Here is a 20,088-nt window from a genome sequence, read left to right as displayed (position 1 = left end):
TCTTGAATTACAGTAAATAAAATAGTCTATTAACAGTAAGTAATTGATATATATTACTTTCAGATAGTAGTGAACACTTGTATATTAATTGCGATTACGTTTCTTAAGTCGCTAAACTAGTTAAATTAATATTGGAGTTTTACACATGGATAATCAAAGAGTCAATTCTTATGGGATTGCTGGCTCTATATATGCTAATTACATAATACAAAGTATTGCTTTAATTGTTATTATGCAGTTCGCAGAAAGCATTTCAAAACAGCTTAATACCGATGTAAATGTCGGTCTTGGCTATGTTGCATCAGGAATCGGTATTGGAAAAATTTTATTAATGTTTGTCGGTGGAATGCTATCTGATAAATTTGGACGAAAATTATTTATCTATTTAGGTATGACTTGTTATATTGTCTTTTTCGTCAGTATGCCATTTTGTCATAATATAGATATTGCGTTTTGTTTAGCTATTGCCATCGGTATAGGTAACTCTTTCTTAGATACAGGGTCTATGCCTGCATTAACTGAATGTTTTCCTCGCTCGTCTGGTTCGGCAAGTGTTTTGATTAAAGCTTTTATCTCAATGGGAAGTTTTATTCTGCCACTAATTGTTGGATTATTTTATAAATACGATATTTGGTATGGATGGGCATTTTTAGGTTTTACTGCCTATCTAATTATTAATGCAATTAATTTGCTACCAAAAAAATTTCCACCTAAAGATACCAGAATTAAAGGTAATCAAGGTTCTGATGATTACTTTATTCGTAAACCAAATTTTGCTTTTGAAGGCTTTTTATTGATAATTATGGGATTCACAACCACCGCAACCTTTGTGATCATTTGGCAATGGCTACCGGCGATTGCGATTAAAGCGGTTAATATGCCAACAATTGAAGCTAAACAGCTTATTAGCTTTTATAGTTCTGCTTCAATCGTTTCTGTCTTTATCACTGCTTTTATAGTGAAAAAATTCTTGAAACCAATTTATTGTATTTTTATCTTACCTGCAATGTCATCATTGGTTTTACTATTATTTTATTTTGACCTATCGCCATTAATGTGTTTAATCACCGCAATCGGGATGGGATTTTTTGCTGCTGGAGGTGTTTTACAATTAACCTTAGTTGTGATGCAACAAATGTTTCCAACTCGCAAAGGGCTTGCTGTGGGTTGTATGTATACTTTCAGTGGCCTGTCTTTCTTTATTATCCCGAGAGTTATCCCTGAATTGGCCGAAATTAATGTTAGTTATGCTATCTTAGCTGATTTGATAATGGCCGTAATGAGTACCTTACTAGGACTAATTGTTTACTGCAGATTTATTAAAGTTATTGATATGAAGAAGATTTAAATGTGAATCACTCGAATAACTAAAATAATTACTGAGCCGTCTTAATGACGGCTCTTGTCTATAAGCATTGTTAATAAATTAATGTTTTGTCAATTCCTAGCTAATTTAACAAAAGTTTTTTCCTACGTCAGTATCGAACTTTAGCTTGTTGAACTTATCAAAAAAGACTTGCTATTAACTAAAAAATAAATAAAAATACAAAAAATATGAATAAATATTCATTTTGGTGGTGATAAGATGAAAGAAAGAACAACTGAATTGGTTGATGGTTTAAGGCATTCGGTACCTTATATTAATGCTCATCAAGGAAAAACTTTCGTTATTTTATTAACAGGTGCAGTGCTAAAGAGTCATAATTATGCAAGTATTATTAGTGACATTGGTTTATTGCATAGTTTAGGCATTAAATTGGTTATTGTGAATGGTGCTCGTAACCAAATAGATGAATCACTCAAAAGTCATAATATCCAACCTAGATATCATAAAAATACTCGAATTACTGATGCTGCTACTTTAGACATTGTTAAACAGGTGACCGGATTATTACAGCTCAATATAACAGCAAGTTTATCAATGAGCTTAAATAATACGCCCTTACAAGGTGCACATATCAATGTTGTTAGCGGTAATTTTGTTATTGCACAGCCATTAGGTGTTGATGACGGAGTGGATTATTGTCACACTGGGAAAATTCGGCGAATTAACAATGAGGCAATTGATGAACAATTGAACCGAGGATCAATTGTATTATTAGGGCCTGTAGGGGTATCAGTTACTGGTGAAAGTTTTAACTTATCGTCCGAAGATGTTGCCGCTGAAGTTGCTATTCGCCTTAAAGCTGAGAAATTAGTAAGCTTTTGTGCTGAGCAAGGTGTGCTTGATGAAAACAATCATGTTATTACCGATCTGTTTCCGATTGATGCCGATAATTACGTTAATAACAAAGAGCAAAGTGGTAAGCATTTATCTAGTGAAGCGCGTTTTTTACGTGCTGCATCAAAAGCATGTCGCAATGGTGTGCGTCGTAGCCATTTAGTCAGTTATCTAGTGGATGGTTCTATTCTGCAAGAACTATTTTCTCGTGATGGTATTGGAACTCAAGTGTCAATGGAACATTCAGAACAAGTCCGTACCGCAACGATAAATGATATCGGTGGTATTTTAGAATTAATCCGTCCACTTGAAGAGCAAGGTATTTTGGTTAAACGCTCAAGAGAACAGTTAGAAATTGAAATTGATAAATTTACCATTATTGAGCGTGATAATATGACGATTGGCTGTGCAGCTCTTTATCCATATCCGGAAGAAAAAATGGGCGAAATGGCTTGTGTAGCGATTCATCCTCAATACCGAAACTCGTCACGCGGTGATCTATTATTAGAAAAAATTGCAGAAACGGCTCACAATTTGGGGTTAGAAAAGATCTTTGTGTTGACTACTCGTAGTATTCACTGGTTTCGTGAAAAAGGCTTTAATCCAGCTGAAGTCGATGACCTGCCTATTAAAAAGAAACAACTTTATAATTATCAAAGAAATTCGAAAATTTTAATGTTTGATTTAGTTTAACTATATCAAGTTTAAAAAGTCCAATTTATTCAAGTTGGACTTTTTTATTTTGACTAAATATAAGATGGCCTAATTATTAATTTGAGATAAACGATAGCTATATCAATATCAATATGATTATATGCAGAAGATAAAAAATTGCTTATTGTTTATGGAAGAAATAGCATTATTGAAAATAGAAAAGATAAGCAAGATTAAAGGGGGATGAATACTATTGTTGACCCACTTTAAATATAACAATTCGCATTTTGCAGAACTTGTAACGTAAATGATTTTTTTAAATAAAATCCTCGTGGACGCGTTAATATAATTTGGCCGTTTTCACCAATAGCTTCAGTCAAAGCTTTTCCATTAGCTGCTTTAGGACGGATCTGTAGATAAGTGCCATAACGGGCAGTAATCTTTTCAACCTGACCAAGTACAATCATATCCATCAACTCTTGCCAATCTTGTTTAAGTTGTTGCTCTTGTTGTTCAGTTGGAGTCCATAATATTGGGTGGCCAACTTTTCTCTGGGCTAGCGGTATACTTCGTTCACCTTCAATAGGGATCCACAGAACTTTACTTAGTTTATATTTCACATGGCTTGTTTCCCAAATTACTCCATGATTAGCCATTAAAGGGAGGACACTAACAAAAGTGGTTTCGAGTGGTTTACCTTGTTTATTAACTGGAATGGTTTTTAATTCGATACCTAAATTAGCAAAATCACGTTCGGCTTTACTACCAGCATTAGCACCTAAAAAAGTTTCAATTAAATTACCTACCCATCCTTTTTGTTTATTAAGATTAGCTGGAATAGCAATATTTAAATAGTTAGCGATCTCACCGAAACTATAACCTGCAGCGAGTCTGGCTCGGTTTAATAATTCTTGTTCATTGCAAGGTTGGAAATTTTTCATTTAATCTGTTTTAAATAACTTTAATCATATCCACAACTCATTATATTGGCTGTGGATATTAAAATAAATCATTATTAACTTAGTTTTTCAACCCAATTAGTATAACTATTAATGATCAATGAAAGAAATGCTTTAGTTTTTTCACTAATATCATCATTTTCATCAAAAGCACTGTTAATATTACCAATATAAGCTTCTGGTTGTTGTAGTGTTGGCATATCAAGAAAAACGAATGATTGTCGTAATTGATGGTTTGCACCAAAACCACCAATAGCACCTTGAGAGACAGAAACTACCGCAGCTGGTTTTTGCGACCAAACACTTTTACCATAAGGGCGAGAACCCACATCTAAAGCATTTTTAATCACTGCCGGCAAGCCTCGATTATACTCTGGTGTCACAAATATAACACCATCACAATTGGCAATTTGTTGACGAAAACGTTCATAAGATTTGGGTGGTGAGTCTACATCAATATCTTCGTTATAAAACGGTAAATCACCAATCTCAATAATATTTAAAGAAAGTGATTGTGGCGCTATCTGTTGTAATACTTTTGCGACTTTTAAATTGTAGGAATCTTTACGTAAACTACCAACAAGTACAGCAATTTTTTTACTCATTTGTAATTCTCCCTTATTCAAAAGATAAAGAGACACAATATGTGTCTCTTATTCGGGATGATCACTCCTCGCCACTAGATTTTAGTGACCAGAAGAGTCCAATTTACGGCCTGTTTCAAATAAGAACCATGCGCGTTTTTCAGTTTGATCTATCCATTCTTCAATTAAACTTGCTGTTGCCGAGTCATTATATTTATCACAAATATCATGGGCTACACGCATACGAGTAGTAAGTTTAATATTATCTTGGCAGAGTTCAGCTATCATATCCGATGGTTCAACAAAATCAGCATCGTTATCAGAGATACTCTGTAATTTTGAAATATGACCAATTGAACGTAGAGTTGTACCGCCTAATTTCCGGACACGTTCAGCAATTGGATCAGTCATTGCAAATAACTCTTCTCCATGATCATCTAACATTAAATGATAATCACGAAAATGAGGACCACTTACATGCCAATGAAAGTTTTTGGTTTTTAAATATAAAGCAAATACATCTGCTAATACAGAGTTCATGGCACCGGAAATATCTTTTGATGCCTTTTGACCTAAATCAGTTGGAAACAAAATAGCTGCTTGTTGTAGCTTTTTTGCCGAAGTCGTACTTTTAGCCATATTAGATTCTCCTGTTAATTGAAAAGTAAAATAACTTTGTAATATCAAATTACGCCAACTCATCAGTAAAAAACAGTCATTATTAACTATTGCTGTTATATCAATAGTCTATGGATAAATTAATCAAAAAAATATTTACTAAATCGTTAAAAATCAATTTCAAAATAATAATTAATTTTGCAAATTATGATCAAATTAAAGCCATTTTAAATCATTTATAGCATCAATATTTTTATAAATTAGATAATTAAATTTATTTGTTAAACTAATATTTGTTGACTTACTTTAACTCTGAATGACAATCTTGACTGATGCTATTTACTATTTTTTAAAATCTAAAATCATGAGATAAGCAAAATAATTATAAATATATAAATCAAAAAAATTGAGGAAAGGGGTTTTTAGCCTGAAATTATTGGTTAAATTTGGTAACGAACGCTACATTTTTAATTATTATATTAAAATTATTCTAAATTGTTACCAGTTTTTTTACTAAATAGCGTTATGGAATTTTCGAGTATATGTTTTTGGGAAAGTCGTTATTATTTAATTTGTTTAATAATAACGACCCAAATCACTTTTAATGATAAAAATTAAAACAATAATCTTGCTCGAATTGTACCTGCAACACTTTTCAGCTTAATTAATAACTCTTCGGCTTTATTTTGTTCAACTCTATCAATATCAATAACGACATAACCTATTTTAGCATCAGTTTGTAGATATTGGGCAGAAATATTTAGACCTTGTTCTGCAAATAATGTATTGATAGCCGTTAATACCCCAGGTTGATTATGGTGAATATTGATAAAACGGCTTGAACCTTTTGCTGGAATCGGTAATGAGGCTTCAGGGAAGTTAACCGCTGAAAGGGTTGCACCAGTATCGGAATATTTCGCTAATTTAGTTGCAACCTCAATACCGATATTTTCTTGTGCTTCACTGGTTGAACCGCCAATATGAGGAGTAATAATAACATTATCAAATTTACATAAAGGTGATTCAAAAGGATCATTATTGGTAGCAGGTTCCGTTGGGAAAACGTCAATTGCAGCACCGCTTAGTTTATTGGTTTCTAAAGCTTGTGTTAGCGCTTCGATATCAATCACGCTACCACGTGATGCATTGAGCAATATTGCACCTGTTTTCATCATATCAATTTCAGGCTGGCTAATCATTTTAATTGTGGTTGGATTTTCTGGAACATGCATACTGACAATATCACTGATAGCAAGTAATTCTCGCATTGTTGGAATTTGTTTGGCATTTCCTAGTGATAATTTGGTTTCAATATCATAAAAAAAGACATTCATTCCTAATGATTCAGCTAATACACTCAATTGGCTACCAATATGACCATAACCAATGATACCTAAATTTTTACCTCGAGCTTCGTGCGAACCTGTGGCTAGTTTATTCCATTTACCCTGATGGGCTTTAGCGTTAGCTTCAGGTACTCGGCGAAGTAATAATATTGCTTCAGCTAATACCAGCTCTGCTACAGAGCGAGTATTTGAAAATGGCGCATTAAAAACCGGAATACCTTTAACCGTCGCTGCGTCAAGTTCAACTTGATTAGTGCCAATACAAAAACAACCAATACCGGCTAATTTTGGCGCTGCATCGATGATCTCTTTAGTTAAATGGGTTCTGGAACGAATACCAATAAATCTGGCATCTTTTAAAGCTGTTTCAAGCTCAGATTTCGATAGTGCCCCCTTATGATACTCAATGTTATTAAAGCCCGCCGATTTAAGTGTTTCAACTGCGCTAGGGTGGATACCTTCAAGTAATATAAACTTGTTTTCGTCTTTCGTTAATGCCTGAACAGCCATTTATTCCTCTCTATGCTTAATATTTTAATTGATTGTAAACACAAAATTATCCATCAAAAATGCAATCTTTTATTTTGTTAATTCTTTTACACCAGAACTAGTACCGACTAAGGCAATATCAGCCCCTTTATTGGCAAATAATCCAACAGTAACTACTCCAGCAATGCTGTTAATACGATTTTCCAATTCGATTGGTTTGGCTATAATGAGATCATGAACGTCTAAAATGACATTACCATTATCGGTAATAACACCTTGGCGATAAATTGGTTTGCCACCAAGTTTGAATAATTCTCTAGCAACATAAGAACGAGCCATAGGAATGACTTCTACTGGTAAAGGGAATTTGCCAAGGACATCGACAACTTTAGATTCATCAACGATACAAATAAACTGCTTAGCTAAAGCTGATACGATTTTTTCACGGGTTAGAGCTGCTCCACCACCTTTAATCATTTGCATATGATGATTAATTTCGTCGGCACCATCGACATAAATATCTAAGCTATCTACTTCATTACAGTCTAATACAGGAATTCCATAGCTTTTTAATTTTTCAGTTGATGCTTCTGAACTAGAGACAGTTCCTTTTATCTGATCTTTTATTGTCGCAAGTGCATCAATAAAATGCGCCGCAGTAGACCCAGTTCCAACGCCAACTAATGAATCAGGCTTAACATATTTTAGCGCTGACCAGCCTACAGCCTTTTTTAGTTCATCTTGTGTCATGATATCACCGTATGTAAATATGATTTTGATCAAAAAAATTTTAAAATTTTAAAAGCAAAATTGTTCAATATATGGCATAGTAACCAATTGGAAAGCAAAAATCATTAGTATTTTAAGAAAATCTATAAAGTTTTAGATCGATTTCAAATTTTTTGCAAAATAAAAATAGCTTGAATGACCAAGCAAAGATCAAATCATTAGTAAAGAGATTATGAAGCGTCCAGATTATAGAGCATTACAAGCATTAGATGCAGTGATAAAAGAACGAGGATTTGAACGAGCGGCCGATAAACTGTGTATTACACAACCAGCGGTTTCGCAACGTATTAAGCAATTGGAAAGCTTTTTTGGTCAGCAACTATTAGTACGAACTATTCCTCCAAAAGCGACCAAACAAGGCGAGCATCTTCTCGGATTATTGCATCAAGTTGAATTATTAGAGCAGCAATGGTTAGGGGATAATGAACAAAATACTACGCCATTGTCACTATCAATTGCTATTAATGCTGATTCTTTAGCAACATGGTTTTTACCAGCATTAAAACCAGTTCTTGATAAAAATATTTTACGTTTTGATATTCAAGTTAAAGATGAAGAGCATACCTTAGAACTTTTACGTTTAGGTACTGTTGTAGCGGCAATTAGTATTCAACCAAATCCTTTACCAGGATGTTTATCAGATTTATTAGGCGCATTAGATTATATCTTTGTTGCTTCGCCCGAATTTGCAAAAAAATATTTTCCGAATGGGGTAACCCGTTCATCACTTTTAAAAGCACCAGCGGTCGCTTTTGATCACTTAGACGATATGCATCAAGCCTTTTTACAGGAAAATTTTAATTTGACACCAGGCAGTGTAATTTGCCATATCACTAGTTCGTCAGAAGCTTTTGTTCAGTTAGCTAAACAAGGTTCTGCATGTTGTATGATTCCTATGTTACAAGTAGAGCAAGAGTTAAAAACAGGGGAATTAGTTAATTTAACTGAAGGTTTATTCCAAAGACGGATGCTGTATTGGCATCGCTTTGCTCCTGAAAGTAGTGTAATGCAAAATATTTCCGAAACGTTAATTCGTTATGCGCAGCGTATATTATCTCAGCCTGCGGAACGAAAATAACTGTCGTATAAACTATTTTTAGCTAACTAAAATGTCGCTTTAACTATTTTATTAGAAACTAGCAAATTTATAGAACTAAAAGATGAGCCAATTGAAAAACGATCGTTACTTACGCGCATTACAGTGTTTACCGGTAGATTACACGCCAGTTTGGATGATGCGTCAAGCAGGTCGCTATTTACCTGAATATCGACAGCTTAGAGCAAAAGCCGGTGATTTTATGACAATGTGTCAAACGCCAGAACTCGCATGTGAAGTGACTTTACAACCGTTGCGACGCTTTGAACTTGATGCCGCAATTATCTTTTCTGATATCTTAACCATTCCTGATGCTATGGGACTTGGATTATATTTTGAAGTTGGTGAAGGCCCCAAATTTGAAAAAACAATTTCTAGTTTGGTAGATATAGAACAATTGTCAATACCCGATCCAGAACAATCACTTAAATATGTGATGGATGCTATTCGTTTAACTAAACAAGAGTTGGCCGGTAAAGTACCCTTAATCGGCTTTTCAGGTAGTCCATGGACATTAGCTACTTATATGATTGAAGGTGGCAGTAGTAAAGCTTTTACAAAAATAAAGAAAATGCTTTATTGCGAACCAAAAGCGTTACATCTATTATTGGAAAAATTGGCTAATAGTGTGGCACTGTATCTAAATGCACAAATTGATGCCGGAGCGCAAGCGATTATGATATTTGATACTTGGGGCGGAGTACTTAGCCATCAGAGTTATCGTGAATTTTCTTTGCATTATATGCAATTAATTCTTTCGCAATTAAAGCGTGGTAAGAAAAGTAACAATATTACTTCTTATGTCCCTGTTACGCTATTTACCAAAGGGGGGGGATTATGGTTGGATACAATTTGTAAATCAGGAAGTGATGCAATAGGTGTTGATTGGACTGTAGATTTGAATCTAATTGCTCAAAAGGGTAATATTGCTATACAAGGTAATTTAGATCCTTCAATATTGTACGCAAATGAAGAAACCATAGAGTCTCAAGTTGAATCGGTGCTGACTGATTTTGGTCACTATAATGGTCATATTTTTAATTTGGGACATGGTATTCATCAAGATACACCAATTGAGCATGTACAATATTTAGTAAAAGCAGTACATCAACAGTCCAAAAGGTTCCACTTATGATTAAAAATCCAGTTCAATTAAGAATAGCAAAGTTAGCTGTATGGCAACAGCGTTTATTCATGGTTTGCTTATGTGAACGAATGTATCCAAACTTTGTTTATTATTGCCATTTACAACAAGATGAACAATCAGCTGTCGGCTATAAAAAAATTCTTGATTTAATTTGGGAGTCATTATTAGTAGAAAATGTTAAAATCAATTTTGATTTACAACTCGAAAAACTGGAATTGATAATTCCAATCCTCAATGAAGATAGTCCGTATATGGTTTATCCAGCTATTGATGCTTGTCAGGCGCTGAGTGAGATTTTACATTCTTATATCAGTGGTGAAATAGTCGAACATTCGGCTAAAGTGAGTAGTATCTCGGCAACAACGGTAGCTGAATTTGAAATGACAAGGGACAATATTGAACTTTCGGAGCAAGAACAATCGCAATTACCTAGTGTTATTGAAGAATTTGACTTACAATGGGATATTTTTCGATTATTAAGTAATGAAAACAATGAAATGATTGATCTAATTAAAGGCTTAAAGGAGGATATAAGATCTACTAAAACGAGTAATATTGGTGTTTTTTTGAGCGATTAAATCGCTTACGGAGTGATTTTTTTAATTTTTATTAAATTTTTCTTTAACATTACACAAATATAGACTACATTTAACAGCAATGTAATCTGAATGATGTTTACAGAAGCAAAATTAAGTGATTAAATTTTGCTAAAAATGTTAACTTTAACAATAAAATAAATATGTAAGGATATCTCCATGAATAAAACAGAACTTGTAGATGCTATCGCTAGTAAAGCTGATATTACTAAAGTTGCCGCTAAAACAGCGTTAGAAGCAACTCTTGCTGCTATCACTGAATCACTAAAAGCTGGTGAGCCGGTTCAACTAGTTGGTTTTGGTACATTTAAAGTTAATGCTCGTAAAGCTCGTACTGGTCGTAATCCAAAAACTGGTAAAGAAATTAAAATTGCAGCAAGCAAAGTACCAGCATTTGTTTCTGGTAAAAGCTTAAAAGAAGCAATCAAATAATATTATTGTTTGCTTTTTTCCTATCATTATTGATAGGGTAGCATCAAAGGCCATACATGGATAAGTTATGGCCTTGTTGTTAATATATATCAAGTTCTCTTCTTTTTTGTTCTCCAGCCTATTAATTTTTCATAATTATTATCAATCTTTAACAATATTAATTGTTATTTAAGTGGTTAATTTGCTAAATTTGGCATTCAATAGATTGGCTAAATCATATGGGGATATTTCGATTTCTAATCCTCGTTTGCCACCTGAAACTAACATTGTCTGGTACTGTTTAGCACTAATATCAATCAGTGTCGGTAATAATTTTTTTTGACCCAAAGGACTGATTCCACCCACTACATAACCAGTCGTTTTTTGTGCTAAATGTGGATCAGCCAACTCAATTTTTTTACAATCTAGTATTTTAGCAACTTGTTTTAGATCTAAAGAACAATCAACAGGTAGAACACAAACTGCCAATGTCTTATTATCACCATTGATGCTCACGATTAAGGTTTTAAATATTTGACCGGTAACAATATTAAGTTCTAATCCAAGTTTATTGGCAGCTTCTTGACCATAACGAGTCTGATCGGCATCGTGCTGATATTGATGAATATTAAATTTTATTTTCTGATTTTTTAGTAATCTAATGGCTGGCGTCATAATAATAACCGTAACATAAAGATTTTCGGTGAGAATTAGAAATTAATAATCCCTATTAAATTTTATTAATAGGGATTAATGATAATTAAGAAATTATTAGTTTGTCATTATCGTCTAATTTTGTCGATTCAATACTATTATTTACGCTGTATAAACGATAAAAGAAGCTAAATATAAAGAAATCAGCAAACACAGCTAGTGAGGTAGATATAACATCAATAACAATATTTTTTCCTAATAAAGAACTTATACCACTCAGTATTCCAGTAAAAATAACGCTGATTAAAATCATTAAAACAGGCGCTTTCCAATTTTGGAAGAAAAACTTGTGGCAGGCACTAAATCTTTGAAAAAAAGGCATCGAGTTAGGTTGTGCTGCTGAAACGAGAAAATAATTAAAAATCGACTTATAAATTACTAAAGCGGTGCAACCTATCATCAATATTAATAGTAATGATACCATTTGGGGTAGAAGCAATCCTATTATGCTAAGGACCAGTAAGAATACAATAACGATAGGAATACAAATTAACATATATAAAACAGAAAAACCAAGTATATTCAGGCATATTGATAGTATTCGCGAGAATATTAAACTTGGATTAAGTTTATTACTCATTGATAAATTACTGATAATGCTCAATATGATTGAAACCAAAACTACATTCACCAAATATAGAACTAGGAGGGATTGCATAACATAATTGGTGACCATACCGAATTGATTAAATAATTCTAAATCTACCAATAGGCGTTCGAGATCAATTACACAATTTATAATTAGGGTATTAATTAACCCAAGTACAATACTTGATATCGCTATTAGGGAAAATCGATTACGGATAAAGTTAATCGTTTGTTGAAAAATAGCTGTAAACGAAAGGTTTCTTTGTGAATCCATCATGTTTCCTTCTATGTGGTAATACAAGTATTACCACGGAGTATAAATTCAATTTAATAATTATGATTGTAATAATGAAATATCGGCAACTTTTAAAAATAAATTTTGTAATTTCTTTAAAAGAGCCAATCGGTTTAGTTTAATTTTTTCATCATCAACCATTACCATAACTTTTTCAAAAAAGGTATCTATAGGTGCTTTAAGTGATGCTAATTCAACTAAAGCCTCTTGATATTGTCCCTTAGTAAAATAAGGAGCTAACTTATCTGTTAATACCGCTATTTGCATCGCTAATTCGCCTTCAGCGCCAGCTTCAAGCAATGAAGCGTTAATATTTTCAGGAATAGTATCTGCGGTCTTCGATAAAATATTTGATACTCGCTTATTAGCTTCAGCTAATGAAGAAGCTTCTGGCAACGTTCTAAAATGTGTTACTGCATTGACACGGGCATCAAAATCAGCTGGTCTGGTTGGATTGATGGCGAGTACAGCTTGAATCGTATCGATAGCAAATCCTTTTTCTTGATACCAAGCTCGGAATCGACCTTGCATAAAGTTGACAATGTCCTCAACAACATTTTGGTTGGTTAATTTATCGCCATATAATGATGTGGCAAAATTAGCTAATTCAACTAAATCAATAGGTAAATCTTTTTCAACAATAATGCGTAATACACCAATAGCTGCACGACGAAGCGCAAAAGGATCTTTATCTCCTTTTGGATGTTGTCCAATACCAAAAATACCCGCTAGTGTATCCATTTTCTCAGCAATTGAGACAGCGCTAGCAACTGCTGTACCTGGTAACTCATCTCCAGAAAAACGTGGTTTGTATTGTTCTTCAATAGCTGTGGCAACTTCGATACTTTCACCATCTTTAATCGCTAAGTATCGTCCCATAATGCCTTGAGTTTCAGGAAATTCAAATACAGTATTGGTGACTAAATCACATTTAGTTAATTTTCCTGCTCGTTTGGCTTGTTCAACATTAGCTCCAGTTTTTTCAGCAATAAAACCAGATAAGGCTTCAATACGGAGTGCTTTATCTTTAACTGTACCTAGTTGTTGTTGGAACAAAACGGTTTCAAGGCGAGGAAGACGCTCTTCTAAGCTTTGCTTCAAGTCTGTTTTATAAAAGAATTCAGCATCTGCTAAACGTGGACGAACGACTTTTTCATTCCCAGAAATAACAACTTGCGGATCTTTGGACTCAATATTGGCAACAAAAATAAAATTTGGTAACAATTTTCCTTGTTTGTCATAAACAGGAAAATATTTTTGATCGCCTTTCATGGTATATACCAATGATTCAGCTGGAACCTCTAAAAATCTCTCTTCAAATTTAGCAGTCAATACCACTGGCCATTCAACTAATGATGAAACTTCTTCAAGTAAGCTTTCTGTTAAGTCTGCTTTACCATTAAGTTTAGCTGCTGCTGCTTCAGCTTGCTGTTTAATGATTGATTTTCGCTTGTCATAGTCAGCGACAACTTTTCCTCGTTGCTCAAGAATTTCAGGATATTGGTCAGCATTATCAATAGTAAATTGTTGCTCGCCCATAAAGCGGTGACCACGAATGATTCGGTTTGATTCAATATCTAAAATGATACCAGGTACTAGTTCATCGCCATATAACATCGTGACTGTATGACTAGGTCGAATAAATTCAACTTGACGAGCTGCCCAGCGCATCGGTTTAGGAATCGGCAATTTATTTAGGGCATTTTTAACCATATCACAAAGTAAATTGACAACAGGTTGTCCTTTTTGATTGTGAGTATACGATAGCCATTCGCCTTTATCGGTTTGAATTCGTTCTGCTTGTGATATATCAATTCCACAACCACGAGCCCAACCTTCGGCTGCTTTTGTTGGGTTACCATTTGCATCAAATGCTGCACTGACTGCAGGGCCTCTTTTAACGATTTGGCTATCTGGTTGAGTATCATTTAAATTCAAAACTTTTAACGCTAAACGGCGTGGTGATGCATACCAAAGTACCTCACCGTGTTCTAAATTAGCATTATCAAGTTGTTCAATAAAATTAGCTGCAAAGTTTTCAGCTAAAGAACGGAGCGATTTTGGTGGTAACTCTTCAGTACCGATTTCCACTAAAAATGTTTTTTGCATAATATATCAACTCCTACTTTGCTGCATTTTGGTTAGAACTTGAATTTTGGCACATTGGAAATCCTAGTGCTTCACGAGATGCGTAATATGCTTCAGCCACCATTTTGGTTAATGTCCTGATTCGTAATATATAACGTTGGCGTTCAGTTACCGAAATCGCTTTACGAGCATCTAATAAATTAAAACAGTGCGCCGCTTTTAAAATACGTTCGTAAGCTGGTAATGGCAGCGGTTTTTCTAATTCAAGTAATAATTTTGCTTCTTTTTCATGTTGTTCAAAACAATAAAATAAGAAATCAATATTAGCGTATTCGAAATTATAGGTTGATTGTTCGACTTCATTTTGATGAAAAACATCACCATAAGTAGTTTTACCGAATGCTCCATCGCTCCAAACTAAGTCGTAAACACTATCTACACCTTGGATATACATTGCTAGTCGTTCTAATCCATAGGTAATTTCACCGGTGACTGGTTTACATTCAAGCCCACCGACTTGTTGGAAGTAAGTAAATTGAGTTACTTCCATGCCATTTAGCCATACTTCCCAACCTAATCCCCATGCACCTAATGTTGGGTTTTCCCAGTTATCTTCTACAAAACGAATATCGTTGATAGTTGGATCAAGACCAAGTTCCTTTAACGATCCTAGATAGAGTTCTTGAATGTTGTCTGGTGATGGTTTTAAGATAACTTGAAATTGATAATAATGCTGTAACCTATTCGGATTTTCACCATAACGACCATCAGTTGGGCGGCGAGATGGTTGAACATAAGCAGCATTAATTGGTTCCGGACCAAGTGCTCGTAAACACGTCATTGGATGAGAAGTACCGGCACCTACTTCCATATCTAATGGCTGAATCACTGTACAACCTTGATTAGCCCAGTAATCTTGTAACGTAAGTATTAACCCTTGAAAGGTTTTGACATTAAACTTTTGCATGATGTTATCTTTATGGTTGAATTAATTTTTTCTACAAATTAAATAGTGCTACATTTTATACTTTTTATTAGTGCTTGTGAAATGCCTAATTACTTTATATTGATTAAGCTACACAAGATAGTTTTCATTTTGCATCTTTAGCCATTTATCGGTATAGTGAAGTCATCTATATTGCTTGGTAAAAAATCAAAAATAAAAAGGCCATGTCTATTTATCATAAACTGTTGATTATATTTTTTATTGGATTAATAAATACACATTTTGTGTATGCTGATGATAATCAACAATTACAATCTTTACGTCGTTCAATCGAAGAACAAGAGAAACGTTTAGCAGAGCAAAAAAAAGAGCGAACTCAATTAATTAGTGATCTTAAAGAGCAAGAAACAGAAATAGCAAAATTACTAACATCAATTGAGAAAAATAGTCTTACACTTAAAAAGCTAGATAGTGAAATCATTTCTTTAATTAAGCAAATCGATAATTTAAAAATTAAACAACAACAACAACGCAATGAGTTAGCAAAACAGTTAGAAAGTGCATTCAAGCTAGGAAAAAACACCAACTTTAAACTCATTTTTGCTAGCGAACAAAGTGAGCGTAATGAGCGTCTTATTACTTATTTTCGTTATATTAATGAAGCACGACAACAGCAAATAAATATGCTTCGCGAAACACAAGTACAACTTAGTGAAAAGAAAACGGCTTTGAAAAAGACACAGAGCACGCAAAAAACATTGAATACTAAACAGAAACAAGAACAGTTAGCGCTAGAAAAAAATCACCAAAATCGTAAAAAAACTATCAATCTGCTTGAATCCTCAATGCAGAAAAATCAACAAAAATTAGACGAGCTAAAAGATAATGAAGCAAAATTACAGGCTAGAATTGCCCAGGCGGAACGAGAAAGCAGAAAAATAGCCGAAGAAGAGGCTAGGCAAGCAAAAAATATAGAAGAAAAACAACAAAAGAATACCAATTACACACTTAATGCTAATGAGCGGGCATTAATGGCTCGAGTCAGTGGTATTGGTAAACCGCAACACCAATTTAATTGGCCTGTAAATGGTAATATTATTCATCGATTTGGCGAAGCATTACAAGGTGAACTCCGTTGGAAAGGGATGGTCATCGATGCTAGAGATGGCACTCAAGTTAAAGCCATTGCTGATGGACGAGTTATCTTAGCCAGTTGGTTACAAGGATATGGATTTGTTGTTGCACTTGAACATGGTAAAGGCGATATGAGTTTATATGGTTATAACCAACGAGTGTTAGTTGAAGTAGGTGAAAAAGTTCGAGCTCAACAGCCAATTGCTATTGTTGGCTCCAGTGGTGGTCAAAATATCTCTGGCCTTTATTTTGAAATTCGTCGAGATGGTAAAGCATTAGATCCAAATGGTTGGTTAAAATGATAAAACATCTATTAAAAGTAGGAGTATTATTTTTATTATTTAATGCTAATAATGTATTAGCAGCAAAATTAGCATTAGTTATAGATGATTTTGGTTATCGCCAGCACAATGAAGAACAGATTATTTCATTCTCCGACAACATCACAATTGCCGTTCTTCCTCATTCACCTAATGCTAGACGGATTGCGACCATTGCTCATGAACATGGTAATGATGTTATTATTCACTTACCTATGGCTCCTTTGGGGAAACAGCCTTTAGAGAAAGATACTCTATTTCCCTATATGAGTGAGTTAGAAGTAAAAAGAATCGTTGATGATGCGGTCTCGCGTGTACCGTATGCAATTGGTGTGAATAATCATATGGGCAGTTTAATGACTGCAAATTTAAATGGTATGCATAACGTCATGAAGGCGTTAAGTCACTATTCAATGTTTTTTTTAGATAGTAAAACGATAGGTAGGACCCAAGTAAAAAACGCAGCAAGTGAATACAATATAGCGGTTATTGGACGCGATGTATTTTTAGATGATCAACAAAAAGAATATGCTATTGCTCAGCAGTTTGATTTGGCAATAAAAATAGCCCAAAAAAATGGACATGCCATTGCTATTGGTCACCCTCATCTACAAACTGTGAATGTCTTACGTACAAAATTAGCTAATTTACCTCACGATATTGAACTAGTAAAAGTTAGTCAGTTGATCACAACACCACGAACTAAATCTAAACTCAAACCGACAATTAAAGATATATTTGAAAAATATAAAAAACGATTTACAGATATATCAAATCTTAATTCTCTTGAATAACAACAGTTATTGCTTTTCAAGCGTACGATGACGAATTTGAACTTGTTTATTTTGCGCTTTAAAAAACTCGGCTAATTGTTCAGCGATAAATACAGAGCGGTGTTGTCCACCAGTACAACCAATGGCAATAGTCAGGTAGCTACGGTTATTTTTTTCTAACATTGGCAACCATTGTTGTAGATAATTGGCGGTTTGATAAATGAAATTCGCTACCTCATCATGTTTTAATAAATAGTTTTTAACTGGTTCATCTAAGCCGGTTAATGGACGTAAATTGATATCCCAATGGGGATTCGGTAAAAATCTAACGTCAAACACAAAATCAGCATCGACGGGTAAACCATGTTTAAATCCAAATGATTCAAAGATCATGGTTAATTCTCGTTCTTTTTTACCTAAAACTCTGGTTCTAAGAATAGTTGATAACTCATGAACAGAAAGGTTGTCGGTATTTATCATCAAACTCGCATGTGATTTTAAAGGCTCTAAATAGGTTTCTTCTCGATCGATGGCTTCTTCTAATGAATATTTTTGATTGGTAAGTGGATGTATTCGTCTGGTTTCGCTATAACGTCGAATCAGTGTATTACGACTACAATCAAAAAAGATTATTTCAGGTGTGACAGAAGAAGGTAAACGTTGGAGAATATCATGATTAAAATCAAAATGATCAGGCAAATTTCGAATATCTAGACTGACCGCAACAGGGGTATTATTATCTTTTAATGATTCAGCCAGTTGGGGCAATAATGCAATAGGAATATTATCAACACAATAAAATCCCATATCTTCTAGTGCACGTAATGCAATTGATTTACCCGAACCTGAACGGCCACTAACTATCAATAATATCACAATATCAACTCCAAAATAATTGGTGTTCTAGTATATACTGTTTAGTTCAAAATGTTAAATTATTGAAAATAAACAGCGATCTGAAAGCCAGATTATCTGGCTAGTACTCAGTTTTTATTTTGGCAATTAATTGTTTAAGTGCTTGTCCACGATGAGAAATTTGGCTTTTATGCTCTTTGGTGAGTTCTGCTGCACTACAATTAAGTTCTGGAATAAAAAATAATGGATCATAACCAAATCCACCATTGCCATGTGGTTCATTCAAAATTAATCCGTTCCATTTTCCTAAACAAATAATAGGCGTTGGATCATTTTCGTGTCGCATAAAAGCAAGTGCACAATAAAAGTATGCGGTTCTTTTTTCTTTTGCTACATCTTTTAATGCAAGTAATAATTTCTCATTATTACTTTTATCATTGCCATGTTCTCCAGCATAACGAGCTGAATATATGCCTGGTTGGCCATTGAGCGCGTCAACAACTAAGCCAGAATCATCAGCAATCGCCGGTAATTGTGTCAGCTTTGCAGTATGTCTAGCTTTTAAGATAGCATTTTCAATAAATGTTAAACCGGTTTCTTCTACATCAGGAACATTGAATGCACTTTGGGCTACAACATCAAAGCCTGCATTGGCTAAAAGCTGTTGTAATTCGTTGACTTTTCCTTGATTGTTGGTAGCTAAAACAATTTTTTGCATTTTATGACTCCATAACTAATTTGTGTTATATCGCTATTAGTAAATTGAATATTACTGATAGAAATATTGCTTAAAATTTAAAAATCAGGCTCACAGCAAAATGTCATACTCTCCCCAGTTTTAGGGTGATTTATTGTGAGTAGTTGTGCATGTAACAATAATCGTTTTGACATCGAAAATGCTTCAGGATGAGCATAAAATTTATCCCCTAATATTGGGTGTCCGATTGCTTGCATATGAACTCGTAATTGATGGGAGCGTCCTGTGAACGGAAATAGTGCAACTCTAGTGGTATTATCATCATTACGAGCAATAACTTGATAATGGGTTAATGCATATTTGCCATTTTCGTGGTCAACCATTTGCCGTGGGCGATTAGGCCAATCACAAATTAATGGTAATTCGACTTGGCCAATATCATTTTCAAGATGGCCATGAACTACGGCAATATAATTTTTTTTGGGTATTCGTTCGCGGAATTGTTTTTTAATTTCTCTATCAGCCAATTTTGATAAAGCTGCAACCATGATACCACTGGTTGCCATATCGAGACGATGGACTGATTCAACATAACTATATTTTTGTTGTAAACGATGGATAATACTATCTATAAATTGTGGCTTATTGCCTGAAACAGATAATATACCGGGTTGTTTATTAACAACAACAATATGATCATCTTGATATAAAATAGTTAGCCACGGATCAATGGGGGGATGATATTCCAAAAGCATGAATGTGTGATAA

The 20,088-nt window shown here is 34.1% G+C and carries 20 protein-coding genes; 8 read left to right on the top strand and 12 right to left on the bottom strand.

Annotation, left to right across the window (positions count from 1 at the left end; genetic code table 11):
- Positions 1-145: 145 nt before the first annotated feature.
- Positions 146-1,348, top strand: coding sequence for an MFS transporter (locus H3S74_RS11530; protein WP_198247924.1), 1,203 nt, complete (start codon positions 146-148; stop codon positions 1,346-1,348).
- 237 nt (positions 1,349-1,585) lie between these two features.
- The gene (gene argA / locus H3S74_RS11525) at positions 1,586-2,914 is read left to right on the top strand and encodes an amino-acid N-acetyltransferase (protein ID WP_110448659.1); all 1,329 of its coding nucleotides are present in this window, start codon (positions 1,586-1,588) and stop codon (positions 2,912-2,914) included.
- A gap of 227 nt (positions 2,915-3,141) precedes the next feature.
- Here argA and mutH read toward each other — a convergent pair whose 3' ends face one another.
- The 5 genes from mutH to rpiA form a co-directional block, all read right to left on the bottom strand.
- On the bottom strand, positions 3,142-3,816 hold the full coding sequence (mutH, locus tag H3S74_RS11520) for a DNA mismatch repair endonuclease MutH (RefSeq protein WP_198222056.1): 675 nt from the start codon (positions 3,814-3,816) through the stop codon (positions 3,142-3,144).
- Between the two features lie 74 nt (positions 3,817-3,890).
- Positions 3,891-4,439 (bottom strand): NADPH-dependent FMN reductase, encoded by a 549-nt coding sequence (locus H3S74_RS11515; protein ID WP_110448661.1) that lies wholly within the window; start codon positions 4,437-4,439, stop codon positions 3,891-3,893.
- 81 nt (positions 4,440-4,520) lie between these two features.
- Complete coding sequence (locus tag H3S74_RS11510; protein ID WP_065578262.1) at positions 4,521-5,057, bottom strand: Dps family protein; 537 nt, start codon at positions 5,055-5,057, stop codon at positions 4,521-4,523.
- A 593-nt stretch (positions 5,058-5,650) separates the two neighbouring features.
- Positions 5,651-6,892, bottom strand: a complete 1,242-nt coding sequence (gene serA / locus H3S74_RS11505; RefSeq protein WP_198247923.1) for a phosphoglycerate dehydrogenase — start codon at positions 6,890-6,892, stop codon at positions 5,651-5,653.
- Positions 6,893-6,961: 69 nt separating this feature from the next.
- Positions 6,962-7,621, bottom strand: coding sequence for a ribose-5-phosphate isomerase RpiA (rpiA, locus tag H3S74_RS11500; protein WP_198247922.1), 660 nt, complete (start codon positions 7,619-7,621; stop codon positions 6,962-6,964).
- Between the two features lie 211 nt (positions 7,622-7,832).
- On the opposite strand from rpiA, the gene H3S74_RS11495 reads away from it, so the two are divergent.
- The 4 genes from H3S74_RS11495 (at position 7,833) to H3S74_RS11480 (ending at position 10,931) form a co-directional block, all read left to right on the top strand.
- Complete coding sequence (locus tag H3S74_RS11495; RefSeq protein ID WP_065578265.1) at positions 7,833-8,738, top strand: LysR family transcriptional regulator ArgP; 906 nt, start codon at positions 7,833-7,835, stop codon at positions 8,736-8,738.
- 82 nt (positions 8,739-8,820) lie between these two features.
- Positions 8,821-9,891 (top strand): uroporphyrinogen decarboxylase, encoded by a 1,071-nt coding sequence (gene hemE / locus H3S74_RS11490; protein ID WP_198247921.1) that lies wholly within the window; start codon positions 8,821-8,823, stop codon positions 9,889-9,891.
- Positions 9,888-10,481, top strand: a complete 594-nt coding sequence (locus H3S74_RS11485) for a YjaG family protein (RefSeq protein ID WP_198247920.1) — start codon at positions 9,888-9,890, stop codon at positions 10,479-10,481. The genes hemE and H3S74_RS11485 overlap by 4 nt, the downstream gene beginning before the upstream one ends.
- 177 nt (positions 10,482-10,658) lie before the next feature.
- Positions 10,659-10,931: an HU family DNA-binding protein gene (locus H3S74_RS11480; protein ID WP_065558407.1), complete on the top strand. Its 273-nt coding sequence runs from the start codon at positions 10,659-10,661 to the stop codon at positions 10,929-10,931.
- 168 nt (positions 10,932-11,099) lie between these two features.
- Here the strand turns inward: H3S74_RS11480 and ybaK are convergent, their stop codons facing one another.
- The 4 genes from ybaK to glyQ all read right to left on the bottom strand — a co-directional run bounded on the left by ybaK (position 11,100) and on the right by glyQ (position 15,562).
- Positions 11,100-11,585 (bottom strand): Cys-tRNA(Pro) deacylase, encoded by a 486-nt coding sequence (gene ybaK, locus H3S74_RS11475; RefSeq protein ID WP_110448666.1) that lies wholly within the window; start codon positions 11,583-11,585, stop codon positions 11,100-11,102.
- A gap of 85 nt (positions 11,586-11,670) precedes the next feature.
- Positions 11,671-12,489 (bottom strand): hypothetical protein, encoded by an 819-nt coding sequence (locus H3S74_RS12490; protein WP_146208349.1) that lies wholly within the window; start codon positions 12,487-12,489, stop codon positions 11,671-11,673.
- A 57-nt stretch (positions 12,490-12,546) separates the two neighbouring features.
- Entirely contained in the window at positions 12,547-14,619 is a 2,073-nt protein-coding gene (glyS, locus tag H3S74_RS11470) for a glycine--tRNA ligase subunit beta (protein ID WP_370547633.1), read from the bottom strand.
- A 10-nt stretch (positions 14,620-14,629) separates the two neighbouring features.
- Positions 14,630-15,562 (bottom strand): glycine--tRNA ligase subunit alpha, encoded by a 933-nt coding sequence (gene glyQ, locus H3S74_RS11465; protein WP_198201450.1) that lies wholly within the window; start codon positions 15,560-15,562, stop codon positions 14,630-14,632.
- Between the two features lie 203 nt (positions 15,563-15,765).
- On the opposite strand from glyQ, the gene envC reads away from it, so the two are divergent.
- Together envC and H3S74_RS11455 are read left to right on the top strand one after the other, a co-directional pair.
- Positions 15,766-16,977 (top strand): murein hydrolase activator EnvC, encoded by a 1,212-nt coding sequence (gene envC / locus H3S74_RS11460; protein ID WP_198247918.1) that lies wholly within the window; start codon positions 15,766-15,768, stop codon positions 16,975-16,977.
- A complete protein-coding gene (locus H3S74_RS11455) occupies positions 16,974-17,789 on the top strand; it encodes a divergent polysaccharide deacetylase family protein (RefSeq protein WP_198247917.1) in 816 nt (271 codons plus the stop codon). The genes envC and H3S74_RS11455 overlap by 4 nt, the downstream gene beginning before the upstream one ends.
- 6 nt (positions 17,790-17,795) lie before the next feature.
- Here the strand turns inward: H3S74_RS11455 and rapZ are convergent, their stop codons facing one another.
- The 3 genes from rapZ to rluA all read right to left on the bottom strand — a co-directional run bounded on the left by rapZ (position 17,796) and on the right by rluA (position 20,075).
- Positions 17,796-18,644: an RNase adapter RapZ gene (rapZ, locus tag H3S74_RS11450; RefSeq protein ID WP_110448672.1), complete on the bottom strand. Its 849-nt coding sequence runs from the start codon at positions 18,642-18,644 to the stop codon at positions 17,796-17,798.
- A gap of 100 nt (positions 18,645-18,744) precedes the next feature.
- Entirely contained in the window at positions 18,745-19,341 is a 597-nt protein-coding gene (locus tag H3S74_RS11445) for an XTP/dITP diphosphatase (protein ID WP_198247916.1), read from the bottom strand.
- Between the two features lie 77 nt (positions 19,342-19,418).
- Complete coding sequence (gene rluA / locus H3S74_RS11440; RefSeq protein ID WP_110448674.1) at positions 19,419-20,075, bottom strand: bifunctional tRNA pseudouridine(32) synthase/23S rRNA pseudouridine(746) synthase RluA; 657 nt, start codon at positions 20,073-20,075, stop codon at positions 19,419-19,421.
- Positions 20,076-20,088 lie beyond the last annotated feature (13 nt).

Origin of the sequence: Gilliamella sp. W8126 (assembly GCF_016102185.1) — a bacterium.
Lineage (GTDB): Bacteria > Pseudomonadota > Gammaproteobacteria > Enterobacterales > Orbaceae > Gilliamella > Gilliamella apis_A.
The sequence above is the reverse complement of the archived record's forward strand: the minus strand, read 5'-3'. Positions and strand labels throughout refer to the sequence as shown.

Bases quoted from the DNA above. Each gene is read 5' to 3' on its own strand.
- H3S74_RS12490 (WP_146208349.1), bottom strand. From the start codon at position 12,489: ATGATGGATTCACAAAGAAACCTTTCGTTTACAGCTATTTTTCAACAA.
- H3S74_RS11455 (WP_198247917.1), top strand. From the start codon at position 16,974: ATGATAAAACATCTATTAAAAGTAGGAGTATTATTTTTATTATTTAAT.
- argA (WP_110448659.1), top strand. From the start codon at position 1,586: ATGAAAGAAAGAACAACTGAATTGGTTGATGGTTTAAGGCATTCGGTA.
- glyQ (WP_198201450.1), bottom strand. From the start codon at position 15,562: ATGCAAAAGTTTAATGTCAAAACCTTTCAAGGGTTAATACTTACGTTA.
- H3S74_RS11480 (WP_065558407.1), top strand. From the start codon at position 10,659: ATGAATAAAACAGAACTTGTAGATGCTATCGCTAGTAAAGCTGATATT.
- rpiA (WP_198247922.1), bottom strand. From the start codon at position 7,621: ATGACACAAGATGAACTAAAAAAGGCTGTAGGCTGGTCAGCGCTAAAA.
- H3S74_RS11510 (WP_065578262.1), bottom strand. From the start codon at position 5,057: ATGGCTAAAAGTACGACTTCGGCAAAAAAGCTACAACAAGCAGCTATT.
- envC (WP_198247918.1), top strand. From the start codon at position 15,766: ATGTCTATTTATCATAAACTGTTGATTATATTTTTTATTGGATTAATA.
- ybaK (WP_110448666.1), bottom strand. From the start codon at position 11,585: ATGACGCCAGCCATTAGATTACTAAAAAATCAGAAAATAAAATTTAAT.
- H3S74_RS11530 (WP_198247924.1), top strand. From the start codon at position 146: ATGGATAATCAAAGAGTCAATTCTTATGGGATTGCTGGCTCTATATAT.
- mutH (WP_198222056.1), bottom strand. From the start codon at position 3,816: ATGAAAAATTTCCAACCTTGCAATGAACAAGAATTATTAAACCGAGCC.
- rluA (WP_110448674.1), bottom strand. From the start codon at position 20,075: ATGCTTTTGGAATATCATCCCCCCATTGATCCGTGGCTAACTATTTTA.
- H3S74_RS11485 (WP_198247920.1), top strand. From the start codon at position 9,888: ATGATTAAAAATCCAGTTCAATTAAGAATAGCAAAGTTAGCTGTATGG.
- H3S74_RS11495 (WP_065578265.1), top strand. From the start codon at position 7,833: ATGAAGCGTCCAGATTATAGAGCATTACAAGCATTAGATGCAGTGATA.
- H3S74_RS11515 (WP_110448661.1), bottom strand. From the start codon at position 4,439: ATGAGTAAAAAAATTGCTGTACTTGTTGGTAGTTTACGTAAAGATTCC.
- H3S74_RS11445 (WP_198247916.1), bottom strand. From the start codon at position 19,341: ATGCAAAAAATTGTTTTAGCTACCAACAATCAAGGAAAAGTCAACGAA.
- hemE (WP_198247921.1), top strand. From the start codon at position 8,821: ATGAGCCAATTGAAAAACGATCGTTACTTACGCGCATTACAGTGTTTA.
- serA (WP_198247923.1), bottom strand. From the start codon at position 6,892: ATGGCTGTTCAGGCATTAACGAAAGACGAAAACAAGTTTATATTACTT.